Origin of the sequence: Centipeda felix (assembly GCF_900186465.1) — a bacterium.
Taxonomy (GTDB): domain Bacteria; phylum Bacillota; class Negativicutes; order Selenomonadales; family Selenomonadaceae; genus Centipeda; species Centipeda felix.
Window position 1 is genome coordinate 207,859 of sequence record NZ_LT891956.1, and the last position, 12,142, is coordinate 220,000.

General features: G+C 56.8%; 9 protein-coding genes and 2 pseudogenes. 10 read left to right on the plus strand and 1 reads right to left on the minus strand.

Annotation, left to right across the window (positions count from 1 at the left end):
• Nucleotides 1-33 precede the first annotated feature (33 nt).
• The 10 genes and pseudogenes from rhaD to C1713_RS12650 all read left to right on the plus strand — a co-directional run.
• Nucleotides 34-852, plus strand: a complete 819-nt coding sequence (gene rhaD / locus C1713_RS02055; RefSeq protein WP_102492872.1) for a rhamnulose-1-phosphate aldolase — start codon at nt 34-36, stop codon at nt 850-852.
• Nucleotides 853-913: 61 nt separating this feature from the next.
• Nucleotides 914-2,233: an MFS transporter gene (locus C1713_RS02060; protein ID WP_245870915.1), complete on the plus strand. Its 1,320-nt coding sequence runs from the start codon at nt 914-916 to the stop codon at nt 2,231-2,233.
• 17 nt (nt 2,234-2,250) lie between these two features.
• Complete coding sequence (locus C1713_RS02065; RefSeq protein ID WP_006690673.1) at nt 2,251-2,568, plus strand: L-rhamnose mutarotase; 318 nt, start codon at nt 2,251-2,253, stop codon at nt 2,566-2,568.
• Between the two features lie 38 nt (nt 2,569-2,606).
• Nucleotides 2,607-4,031, plus strand: coding sequence for an arabinose isomerase (locus C1713_RS02070; RefSeq protein WP_102492921.1), 1,425 nt, complete (start codon nt 2,607-2,609; stop codon nt 4,029-4,031).
• Between the two features lie 90 nt (nt 4,032-4,121).
• On the plus strand, nt 4,122-4,877 hold the full coding sequence (locus C1713_RS02075) for a DeoR/GlpR family DNA-binding transcription regulator (protein ID WP_006690671.1): 756 nt from the start codon (nt 4,122-4,124) through the stop codon (nt 4,875-4,877).
• Between the two features lie 174 nt (nt 4,878-5,051).
• The gene (locus C1713_RS02080) at nt 5,052-5,636 is read left to right on the plus strand and encodes a hypothetical protein (protein ID WP_102492873.1); all 585 of its coding nucleotides are present in this window, start codon (nt 5,052-5,054) and stop codon (nt 5,634-5,636) included.
• A gap of 2,160 nt (nt 5,637-7,796) precedes the next feature.
• Nucleotides 7,797-8,627, plus strand: a complete 831-nt coding sequence (locus tag C1713_RS02090; RefSeq protein WP_102492874.1) for a menaquinone biosynthesis protein — start codon at nt 7,797-7,799, stop codon at nt 8,625-8,627.
• A gap of 154 nt (nt 8,628-8,781) precedes the next feature.
• On the plus strand, nt 8,782-9,489 hold the full coding sequence (locus C1713_RS02095; RefSeq protein WP_039981239.1) for a 3D domain-containing protein: 708 nt from the start codon (nt 8,782-8,784) through the stop codon (nt 9,487-9,489).
• Nucleotides 9,490-9,500: 11 nt separating this feature from the next.
• On the plus strand, nt 9,501-11,363 hold the full coding sequence (locus C1713_RS02100) for a phosphoethanolamine transferase (RefSeq protein WP_102492875.1): 1,863 nt from the start codon (nt 9,501-9,503) through the stop codon (nt 11,361-11,363).
• Nucleotides 11,364-11,472: 109 nt separating this feature from the next.
• Nucleotides 11,473-11,694 (plus strand): annotated as a pseudogene (locus tag C1713_RS12650) (pyridoxal-phosphate dependent enzyme); the annotation flags it as partial.
• Nucleotides 11,695-11,759: 65 nt separating this feature from the next.
• Here C1713_RS12650 and C1713_RS12655 read toward each other — a convergent pair.
• Nucleotides 11,760-11,997: pseudogene (locus tag C1713_RS12655) on the minus strand (IS30 family transposase); the annotation flags it as partial.
• Nucleotides 11,998-12,142 lie beyond the last annotated feature (145 nt).

A 12,142-nucleotide genomic window follows, 5' to 3' on the forward strand; every position in this document is an offset into this window, starting at 1 on the left:
GCGCAGGCGCGGCCGGAGCAGGAGGAAGACGACATGGAGATAAAAGAGGCAGAGTTTATGGAGCGCTTTCAGCGCCTGACCGCTGATGCGTTCCAAAAGGGGTGGCATGAGCGGAACGGCGGGAATCTGACGTATCGCGTTCCGGCGGAGGAAGTGGAGGCGGTCAAGGACTCGCTGCACGAGGTCCGCGCATGGCAGCCGATCGGCAATACGGTGCCGGGGCTCGCGGGGGAATATTTCCTCGTGACGGGCAGCGGCAAGTATATGCGCAACGTCGAGCTCGCCCCGGAGGAGAATGTCGCGCTCATCCAGATCGATGCGGCGGGCGAGAACTACGGCATCGTCTGGGGGCTCGTCGGCGGCGGGCGTCCGACCAGTGAGCTGCCGACGCATCTCGCGGCGCATGAGCTCAAAAAGGAGATGACGAATGGAACGAATCGCATCATCTACCATGCGCATCCGACCAATCTCATCGCACTGACCTTCGTCCTTCCGCTTGAGGACAAGGCGTTCACGCGCGAGCTTTGGGAGATGGCGACGGAGGATTCCGTCGTTTTCCCGGAGGGGATCGGTGTCGTGCCATGGATGGTTCCGGGCGGCAAGGAGATCGCCGATGCGTCCGTCAAGCTGATGGAGAAGTACCGCGTCGTTGTCTGGGCGCATCATGGACTCTTCGTCTGCGGCGATGATTTCGACGAAGCGTTCGGCCTGATGGACACTGTGGAAAAGGCGGCCACGATCTGCGTCAAGGTGCTCTCCATGGGCGGCAAGAAGCAGACGATCCCGCGTGAGGGCTTTGTCCAGCTCGCGAAGGATTTCCATATCGCGCTCAATATGGATTTGCTCGACTGACATCATTACGGCATCATAGAAAGGTGAGATTCCTATGTTAGGGGTAAAGCAGGACATGCACATGTCCGCGTGGAAAAAGACGCTGATCGCAGGTCTGATCAGCTACATCGACGCCGGATCGATTGTGGCGGGTGCGTCGGGGCTCAGTATGTGGGCTGACTATCTCGGCATGAGCAGCGTGCAGATGGGGCTGCTCGCGGCGCTCTCGTCCAACACGGGCGGGGCGGCACTCGGCGCCCTCATCGGCGGCAGGATCTGTGATAAGTACGGACGCAAGTTCGTCTATAACTGGGCACTCTTAATTTATATGATCGGCGTTGCCATTATCTGCCTCGCGACGAACTATCCCATGTTCCTGCTCGGCTATGTCATCGTCGGCCTCACAGTTGGTGCGGATGTCGTGGCATCGTGGACGTTTATCGCCGAGGAGGCGCCGTCGAAGGACCGCGCAAAACACTGCGGCTCGGCGCAGATTGCGTGGATGCTCGGTCCGGTCGTCGTGTTCGCCGCATCGATTCCCATGAACTCGATGTTCGGACTTTTGGGGAACCGCCTCATCTTTGCCCATCTCATCATCGTCGCCGCGTGGATCTGGTACCAGCGCCTCAAGATGCCCGAGTCAGCCGAGTGGAAGGCAGCCAAGGAGCATGCGGAGAAGCTTGCTGCTGAGGGGATTGTCCAGAGAAAGGCGACCTATGCCGACATCCTGCGCGGCACTTCGCTTCGTACGGTCATCATGTGCTGCGGCGTCTATACGATGTGGAACCTTGCCGCGAGTACGAATGGATTCTTCATGCCGTATGTCTATGAGCATGTCGGAAATCTCAGCAATGCGATGGGGCTTTTCCTCACGTGCCTGAACTTTGCGGTCTGTATCCTGACGACGGTGATCTTTATGTATACGGCAGACCGTTTCAACCGCCGCAAGATCTTTGCCATATTCTCCGGGCTCGGCGTCATCAGCTGGCTTGTCTGGGTGCTCCCGCCCGATATGCTGCAGACGTGGATGCTCTTCTTCTTTACGATTGTATGGGGCTTTTCCATGCAGCAGCAGTTCTATCAGCTCTGGAGCTCCGAGCTCTTCCCGGTGCGCTATCGTGCGACGGCGCAGGGGTTCACCTTCTTCGTTACGCGCTTTGCGGCGGCGATCTGGGGCTTTGCCGTTCCGATCATCATGGAGCTTCTCGGTTTCCAGACGGCGGCGATCCTCATGGTCGGCTTCTGTGTCATCAGCTGGGCGGCAGGGACCTTCTTCGGCGCGGATGACCGCGGCAAGACACTCGATGAGATCACGGCCGAGCGTTACGGCGACGAGGTGGATGAGAACGGCTGGCTTGTTGACCCTGCGGCGTCTGCACGGACGACGGGTCATACGAACTGAGAATCGAGGAGAATCAAGTGGAGCGATTTGCGTGGAAGGCAACGGTCAAGGACGGCATGCTCGCCGAGTACAAGCGGCGGCATGACGCCATCTGGCCGGAGCTGAAACAGGTGCTCAAGGATGCCGGCATCAGCAACTACACGATTTGGAACACGGGGAATGAGCTGTTCGGCTATTTCGAGTGTGAAAAGGGCGTTGCCTACGCCGAGGACTACCAGGCCAAGAGCGAGGTCGTTGACCGTTGGAATGCGTATATGAAGGACGTGATGGTGATGGAGCTCGACCCGGAGACGGGGGCACAGCCCAAGATGCAGCAGGTTTTTTTCCTGGCATGAACATCGAGTTCTCATACGAAATGAAGGAGAATCAGAATATGCTTGTCAATACAAAGGCAAAGGTCGGCGTTTTCTCCATCGCACTCGGGGCATATCTGCCGCAGTTCCCTGAGCTCGTTCCGGAGTTCAGGGGGCAGTATGAGGCGTTCAAGAAGACGCTCCCCGGCACGGTGGAGCTCGTCGACGGCGGATTCGTCACGACGAAGGAGGAGTCGCAGGCGGCGGGCGAGAAGTTCCGCGCGGCCGATGTGGATCTCGTCATCCTGCAGCTGCTGACGTACGCGACGTCCTACAATATGCTTCCCGCCGTCAAGGATCTCGATGTGCCGGTGATTCTGGTCAACGTGCAGAAGAAAAAGGCACCGGACTATCAGCATACGGACATCCCCACATGGCTCGGCACGCTCTACGCCTGCGGGGCAGTCGGCGAGATGGCGGCCGATCTCAACCGCTACGGCAAGCGTCATGCCGTCATCACGGGCGTGGTCGAGGGCGGCGACCCCGAGGTGCAGCGCGAGATTGAGGATTGGTGCCGTGCGGCGCAGGTACGCCGCCGCTTCCGCGATACGAACATCGCGCAGATCGGCCGTCCCTATCCCGGCATGATGGATCTCTACATCGATGAGTCGAACCTCTATCGCCGCCTCGGTCTTTACACGAAGCAGTTTGACTGGGAAAAGATGTGGGCGATTGCCGACAACGTCGCCGATGATGCCGTGATCCGTGCCAAGGCACAGGAGATCCTTGATACCTTTGACATTGCGGGCGGCGCGACGGTCGATACGGTCTGGGATATGGCAAAGTATGTGGTCGCATTCGAGCAGTGGGCACAGGAGGAACGGCTCGGTCTGGTCGCGTCCCACTATGACGGCTATGCGCAGGGGGCGGCAGGAAAACTCGACAGCATGCTGATCCCCGCGTTCTCCATGCTCATCCAGCAGGGCACAGCGTGCGCGGTCGAGGGCGATATGAAGGTCGCCATGGCGATGAGCATCATGAAGACGATCTGCGGCACGGGACAGCTTTCGGAGATGTATTCGATTGACTTTAACGAAGATATCTGTATTATAGGACACAGCGGCTCCGGTGATGCGGATATTTCGCAGGCAAAGAAACCGACGATGAAGATCGTTCCGGTGTTCCATGGCAAGACGGGCGGCGGCTACCTGACGCAGTTCTATCCGCCGACGGATACACCCGTTACCTATCTCGCCATTACGCAGGACGGTGACGGTCGTTTCAAATTTATTGTCGCTGAGGGCGTCAATGAGTCGGGGGAGATCTTTACCTTTGGCGATACGAATATGCGCATGCGCTTCACGTGCGGTGCGCGTGAGTTCTGCAATCGCTGGAGCGAGGCAGGACCGACGCATCACATGGCGGCAGGCGCGGGCAGACACATTGACACGCTGCTGAAGGTTGCGAAGATCTTGGACATCCCCGCAGAGATCGTGACACGGTAGTATTGGCCCGGCGTTTCATCGCATAACGATACCGATTCCTTTCTCACGCGGAAGGAATCGGTATTTTTCATTCCATAGAGGAGGTTTGCTATGCTGGGCGTAGAGCGGCGGCAGCGCGTGATGGAGATGCTGACACGTGACGGCAGGGTGTATGTGGGAAAACTGGCAGAGGCATTTCATGTGACGGAGGAGACCGTCCGCCGTGATCTGGAGAAGCTGGAACAAAAGAAACTGCTGCATCGAAGCTATGGCGGCGCGGTCCTCGCGGAGGCGACGAGTGAGGATCTTTCATTTGTACGGCGCAGCGGGCAGAACCAGGAGAGCAAACTGCGGATTGCCGATGCGGCGCATCCCTTGATCCACGAGGGGGACACCATCATGGTGGACTCCAGTACGACCTGCCAGATGCTGCTGAGCCGCCTCGTGAAGACGCCGAACATCACCGTCATCACCAATTCCGTTCGGCTGATGTACGATTTTCGTTCGAGTGATTTCCGTATGATCTGCACGGGCGGTAACTTTCGCGCGAGTTCCTGCTCGCTGACGGGGCCTGCGGCGACGCGGATGCTGGCGGGCTATCATGCGGACTATACGATCATCAGCTGCAAGGCGCTCGACCTTGCCAAGGGGCTGATGGAGTCCAACGAGAGCGAGAGCGAGGTCAAAGAGGTGATGATGCGGCAGGCGCGCAGCGTGATCCTGCTGGCCGACCACAGCAAATTCGACAAGACGGCACTGGTGCACTTTGGTGACATCAGTGCGCTCTCCTACCTCGCCGCCGACCGTGAGCCGTCGGAGGAGTGGAAAAGATTTCTGGACGAGCACGATGTGAAACTGTTGGTGTGATATGACCCGAGCAAGGATTACCGCAGAAATGCGTGGTTTATTCAGTGTATGATTCTGAGACGGGGAAGGCGATGCAGGTCGAGAGATGCTGCGTTGTGAGGCGTGGAAGAAGAAATGTGTCGATGCGATGAATGAAGGTGCAGGACCTGATGTGAAGAGCGTAGGGGGATAATTTTGGAACAGGCAAAGAAACGCGATCACAAGATCAGGATCACAGATATTGCTGTCAGCAAGGTCTCTCTAGTTGCCGTTCCTGGATTTTCCTTGGCGCAGAATGAATCTTTAAGGACGTTGCATAAGGAGCTGCTTCGCGATGCACAAATTCATAATGACAGCAATGAGGTTGTCTATGCTGTGCCATTGGATTTTTCCAGTAGGGTCATAATCTACGGGGGAAGAGACCACGTTTCGCTCCAGTCGAATACAGAACTTGCCTCATTAAAGAAACGAATTTATGCACATGAGTTGATTCTTGCACATAATCATCCATCAACATCGAATTTTTCCTTCGCAGACATTGCCATATTTGTTTTTGATCTGAGCATCGGACTGATGACCGTGGTAACAAATCAAGGTGATGTCCATGTGTTGCAAAAGAGAGAGCTTTTCGAGTATAATAAAGGTAAAGAACTGCTGACTTCGTTGATCGAGAAGTATCGGTTGCACAAGGGTGGCACAGAAGAGAACCAAGAAGCGGCTGCACATGAGTTTTTAAAATCTTGCGGAAAGGCGGAGATATGGTATGGAAGAAGCAAATAAGCCAAGAAGTCTTATCGACGACAGACCGCTCACGCCGGAGGAGTGCAGGAAACTCCTGTGCGGTGAGAGCATCTGGGGCGATTTGGGGGTACCGAGCCAGCGGGAGGATGCTCGACCGGAGGCTCGGAGCCCTGTCGCAGTATAAGATGAAAAATGGGCTGTTGCACGAAGTTTGCAGCTTCGCGCAACAGCCCATTTTCTTATGGCTAAGAGAAAACGCGCGCTATGGAAGGCACACAAAAAGAACATCCAGTGTCAGCGGTGAGGGTGACGGCTCATCCGCTGCTGCTGCCACCTCGCCTATGCGTTCTCGTCACGGTGGAGAGGATGTTCTTATTGCCTTCACTATACCATAGGGGCGCATGGAAGGCAAGGAAGAAGGTGTATGGTGCTTAGAGATATGCTCTGCGTACACAAAAAGAGCCTTGCCATGGGTGCAAGCTATCCAACGGCACAAAGCGCCGGGACGATCCGCCCTGCAAGGCTCATTTTTCTCAAGTATACTGACGGCGGCAGATATTGTCAAGGCGTGCGGGCACGTTCTGTTATCATTGGTATATAAATAAAAGAGGACTGCTCGCTGAGTCGCGTCCCGAACGGGTGCGGCTGGGAGGCATCATGCTCCACTCACGAATAGTCCTTTAACACTCTCAGTATAGCAGACGAGGTGGATTTGGGCAAGACGAAAAGAGAATATCGGGGGTCTATCTGCACGAAGTCACAGCAATCCAAAAAGCTCGAGAGTGCGTTCAAGACCCCCACCAAAGGAGGCGCACCTCAAGCTTCTAGATGCATTATCGCAAAGTATCTTGAGAATGTCAATCGTTGTTCTAAGGCGGTTGACGAGAACGAAGAGCTGCTGGCAGTGTATCATACGATGTGGTGCGTGAAGATATGCTCTGCACACAAAAAGAGGACTGCTCGCTGAGTCGCACCCCGAACGGGTACGGCTGGGAGTCATCATGCTCCACTAACGAAACAGTCCTTTAGTATTCTCAGTATAGCAGACGAGGTAGATTTGGGCAAGGTGAAGAGCGCCATCTGAGTTGTTTGGGGCAGAGGAGCGGGAGATAGTTGCCAATGTGATCTGTTGCGCTCAGGGAAATGGGCAGCGAGACGGATGATCGTCCGTCTTTTCGTCGGTCTACCGAGCAAGTAAAAAATGGGAATGCGTCGTAACCGAACAAAAAGAAAAGCACTGCCTAGTAGCAGTCCTACGGGAACTCATTTCCCGCGATTGTTGCAGACGGCAATGCTTTATCTGCCGCTATTGTATCAGGTGCGAGGCGGAATGTAAAGACGGAAGTGGATGCTGATGCGTTTACTATGTAAAAATCTCCCCTCGCCGCTACGCCACGTCCGAAGACAGGCGTTAGTGCGGCCGAGGGGAGACTTCCCAAAGGCGTTTCCCCGCAACGTATCCGGGTTATGAGCCCGGGCGAAGAGAGTCAAACGCCTTCTGTGAAGCCGATTCCCCCACAAGTCCTGATCGATAAACAGGGGGAGGAATAAGCCTCTTTTGTTAGCCATATTGTAACATGGTGACGGCACGAAGTCAACGCAGTCACATTTGCGGCTGAAGCCGTGTGAGTTGCAAGAAACCGCACGGTGCGTTAGGTGTGTATTGCAGAACACTTTCCGAATGACTGTATCTTTTCAAGACGGCATTTTTGATCATGAGTGTGGTGATCTCAAGATCGCGCAGATCGGAACGAGCCATTAGATTTGCAGAAAGAGGAAACGCCGCGTCCATGCTTACAGGTCACCCCCGCCGGACAGCAAATGCCGCCGACAGCCTGACGCCTTCGGTCGTTCTCCTCTTTCACTTTTATGATATAGGAGAAGTTTGGCAGTGTCAATCAGGAGGCAAGCACCTTATCAGTGTTTCCCTAGAGACGACCAAACCAATGGGAAAGATATATTTTCAACATACTGTATTTTTTGGCGCATTGGGATTATAATAGAAGTATAACTTAAGGAAGCACGGATAAATTCGGCACGACCATCTTGACGCATCTTTTTCGCCCGCTTTTCGTTAGCAAATCCTCCACATAGCTGTTGCTATGCGTCCGGTTTGCTGCCTCAAGCGGACAAAAAATCTACGCCAATCCGGCAACCTCATTTTATCAGTGATTCCTTCGATTCAGAGGAGGGCTGTGCATGGTGCCGCGCGTGGGTCATATTGCGTTTCTCAATGTGCTGCCGCTGACGTATGCGCTTGCGCATGGAGCGGCGGAGGGGCTGGATATCCTGCGTGCGGTGCCTGCACAGCTGAACGACTGTCTTGAGGCGAAGCATCTCGATGTGTCGGGGGTGTCGTCGATCACCTATGCGCGCCATGCGGAGGATCTGCTCATCCTGCCCGATGTGTGCATTGCCTCGGACGGTGACGTGCGGAGCGTGCTCCTCGTGAGCCGTGTGCCGGCAGAAGAGATCGGGACGCAGCGCGTCCTGCTCTCGGATAAGTCCGCCTCGTCCCATGTGCTGCTAAAGATCATTCTGCACCGCCGCTATGATGCCGCGCCGACGTATGAGGTGCGGCCACTCACGCTCGCTGACCCCGTGCCGGGCGGTGCGGCGGCGTCGATGTTCATCGGTGATGATGCGCTGGAGCTCTACCATCATCCGCCCGAGGGGATCTATATCTACGACCTCGCACGTGAGTGGAAGCTGCTGACGGGGCTGCGCATGGTGTTCGGGATCTGGGCGGCGGCGCGCTCGTTCGCGGCGGTGCACCCCGCGGCACTCCGCATGGTGCACGGGCGCATCGCAGGGGCGTTCCGAGACTGGGCGCGCGTAAAGGACGCGGCGATCGGCGAGGTGCTCGCGGATGGGCGCTTTACGCGCGCGGAGCTGACGGCGTATCTCGGTCACGCCGTGGTCTGGCAGCTGGACGCGGAGACGCTGGAGGGGCTGCGCTGCTTCTATCGGTACGCGGCGGAGGACGGGCTGATCGCGCGTGCTCCTGCGATTGAGTTGGCGCAGGTTTGACGGATTTCCTTCTTTATAGTAAAATATTTCCATCAAAAGAAATGGATGCGCTGCGTGGAGGGCACGGATTCCATACAGCCAATCGAAGCGTATGAGGCGTGCCGCCGATGGGGGAATGACTTGCAGCGCGTTGAGAAATGAAGGGAGCATCCGAATGACACAGATACGAAAACTCCTTTTCGCGGTGAAACATATCTTTGGCCGTCGACGCGTGATGCGCCGGACACAGCGGACGCTGCGCCGCAGTCTCGCGGCGGGAACGGCGCTGGCGGTCTGTGCACCGCTGGTGGTGCAGATGCCCGCCGAGGCAGCACATATCCTCGTCAAGGAGGGGATGCGCGGCGGTGCGGTAAAGCACGTGCAGGAGCTTTTGATTCAGGGCGGTTATCTTGCAGGGGCAGCGGACGGGATCGCGGGCCCCATGACACGCGAGGCAATCGAGCGCTGTCAGGCGGCGCATCAGCTCACCGTGGATGGGATCTGCGGCGAGGCGACCTACCACGCGCTGTCGGGCGGGGCGGACTATGACCCCGCGGCGCTCGGCATCGTCGAGGAGCGCCCCCCACAGGTGAGCCGCGGCGGTGGACGCTCAGTCTATGTGTCGGCGACGGCGTACAGTGCGTACGATCCCGGCAACGGCAGCCATACGGCGACGGGGACGCTCGTGCGCCACGGCGTGATCGCCGTTGACCCGTCCGTGATCCCTCTCGGGACACACGTCTTTATCCCCGGCTACGGCGAGGCTGTGGCAGAGGACATCGGCTATGCAATCAACGGCTATCGTATCGACGTTGCCTTTGATACACACGCGGAGGCATTGTCCTTCGGTCGACAGGATCTTGAGATCTTTATTATGGAGTAGTGGATTCGTTCATGAAGCTAAGTGTGGAGCGGACCAATGAGTGGATCCGCTATGCGGCGGCGGCGGGCATCTATTTTCTGGTCATGGTCGCCGCCTATATCAATATGGGACAGGACATGGGCGCGGAGTATTTTCTCCCCGGGCTCATTCCTGTCCTTGTTGTCCTTATGCTGCTGCAGTATGGGACGGGCGTCTCACTCTTTTCGCGCGGGATGCTCGGGGCGATGGTGCCGGGGCTGCTCTGGTGTCTGACGTTCCCGCTGCTTTATGCGTGGACGTACCATCAGGACTGGTACAAGTCACTGATCTACTTTGACTTTCTTATCGGGACGGCGCAGATGATTGCGCTCGCCGCACTCGGCGGGGCGTTCCTGCGGCTCGGCCATCGGCGCGTGACGGCGGCACTGCTCGCTGTGCTCGGCTTTCTCATGTCACTCATCCCGCTGACGCAGATCGCGTACTATATGACGGTCTGGCACGCGCTCAGTCCCGCCTCACTGATGGCGCTCTATCTGACGAACTGGCACGAGGCGGGTGACTACATCGAGTCGACGGTGGGGACGCTGCCCGCGCTTGGCATCGGGGTGCTGCTGCTCCTCTTTGTCTATCTCCTCTACCGCAGCTACCTCGTGCTCGCGCGCCATATCTATCCGAGCGCGGAGGGCTCGCGCATGGGCGCGCTCGTCGCGGTTATGGTGGTCGCGGCAGGCGTTCTCTTTGCCCTCGTGCCCGAGTGCTCGATTGCAGGGGTATACAAGGACGTGACCTCGTATGTCGAGGAGACGCAGTCGTATGGACTAAATCAGGGCGAGCGCTACGAGTCGCTCATCATTGATCTGGAGAATACGCTTGCCGCACGTGCGCCGGGGACGGTGATCTTTATCATCGGTGAGTCGGCGTCGCGCGACTATATGCACGCCTATACGCCGGGCTTCCCGTACGAGGATACGCCGTGGCTGGAGAGTATGGCGAGCCGGGACGGATTCCTGATCTATCAGAATGTATACTCCTCGTGGACGCAGACCGTTCCCGTGCTGGAGCGCGCGCTGACGGAGAAGAGTCAGTACAACGACAAGGAGTTCTATGAGTCGGCGTCGATTCTCGATGTGGCGAAGAAGATCGGCTACAAGACGTATTGGTTCAGCAATCAGGGGCGCTATGGGCAGTTCGACAGTGCGATCACGATGGTCGCCAAGACGGCGGACGTGGCGGAGTGGACAGATGACTCCTACAATTTCACGACAAAGTATGACGAGAGCCTGCTCCCATACCTGACACGTATTGATCCAAAGGCAAACAACTTCGTCGTCCTGCATCTGATGGGCAGTCATATCTACTATAACAACCGCTACCCCGATACGTGGGCGAAGTTCGCCTCGACGGCGGGGGACTCGACGGCGACGAGTGCGCCGTCCTATGCGAACAGCATTCTCTATACGGATCATATCCTCGCGGAGATCTTTGCCTATGCGGAGAAGAATCTGAACCTGCGCGCGATGGTCTATTTCTCCGATCATGGAGAGAATCTGCAGATCTCGCACAATCCCGATGTGTTCAAGTTCGATATGGTGCGCATTCCCATGTTCATCTATCTCTCGCCCGAATACCGCGCCGCGATGCCGCGCCGCACGGCGACACTGACGGGGCGGCGGGATGCGTACTTTACGAACGATATGATGTACGATACGGTCTGTGGCCTCCTCGGTGCGCCGAACAACCGCTACGATCCGCGGCAGGATTTCTCGGCGTCCACGTACGGGTTTACGCGTGAGACGCTGACGACGATGTTTGGGACGCATGCGCTGACCGAGGATGTCGATCCGCCGATATATGCGGCGGGCGCACCTGCTGCGCCTGCTGATGGGAAGGAATAGGAGGATTACGATGCACTTTTTCTGTGAGCAATGCAAAAAGGAGTATCCCGTTGCGACGCATTCTTTTCAATGTGAGTGCGGCGGCCTGTTCCGTCTGTACCAGAGTGCGATGGATGCAAAGGATGTCCATGATGGGGTGACGCTCGGCGAGGTGCCCACGCCCCTCCTGCCGCGTATGATGGACGGGCGGCGGTTCTATTTCAAGATGGAGGATCGTCAGCCGACCAGCTCGTTCAAGGATCGCGGGGCAAAGCGGCTCATCGGGGAGCTGGCGCATATCGGCATCGACAAGGTGGCACTGGACACGGCGGGCAACGCGGGCGCGGCGGTGGCGGCCCTGTGCCTTTTTAACCACTTGGTGGGGAGAAAGGAGCGCCGGCATTGCGCCCCGCCGGCGGATGCGNATTTGACCGGACTGTGCAACATACTGCTCATAGTACGTCCAATCGGAACGCTTCTGCGCTACCGTGCCGCGCTTTATTTCCTCGTACAAGGTGGAGCGGGCGATGCCAAGGTCTTTGGCGATTTTCACCTTGGGGACACCGAGACGCAGCATCGCTTCGATCTGCCCGCGCTGATAGGCGTTTAAGTGCTTGAATGTGCGGCGTTTTGTGGTAGAATGAGTGTGGGACATACAGAACCTCCTGGTAGTGTTTGTGCAAAGATATTTTACCAGATTGATTCTGTATGTTCTACTTTTTTATGTGTCCGATTTCATTTTACAATGAACCAAAATTATTCATGGAATCTTGAATGCCATACAGTTCCATCGAAGATAT

Bases quoted from the DNA above. Each gene is read 5' to 3' on its own strand.
- C1713_RS02100 (WP_102492875.1), top strand. From the start codon at position 9,501: ATGAAGCTAAGTGTGGAGCGGACCAATGAGTGGATCCGCTATGCGGCG.
- C1713_RS02095 (WP_039981239.1), top strand. From the start codon at position 8,782: ATGACACAGATACGAAAACTCCTTTTCGCGGTGAAACATATCTTTGGC.
- C1713_RS02070 (WP_102492921.1), top strand. From the start codon at position 2,607: ATGCTTGTCAATACAAAGGCAAAGGTCGGCGTTTTCTCCATCGCACTC.
- C1713_RS02090 (WP_102492874.1), top strand. From the start codon at position 7,797: ATGGTGCCGCGCGTGGGTCATATTGCGTTTCTCAATGTGCTGCCGCTG.
- rhaD (WP_102492872.1), top strand. From the start codon at position 34: ATGGAGATAAAAGAGGCAGAGTTTATGGAGCGCTTTCAGCGCCTGACC.
- C1713_RS02060 (WP_245870915.1), top strand. From the start codon at position 914: ATGTCCGCGTGGAAAAAGACGCTGATCGCAGGTCTGATCAGCTACATC.
- C1713_RS02075 (WP_006690671.1), top strand. From the start codon at position 4,122: ATGCTGGGCGTAGAGCGGCGGCAGCGCGTGATGGAGATGCTGACACGT.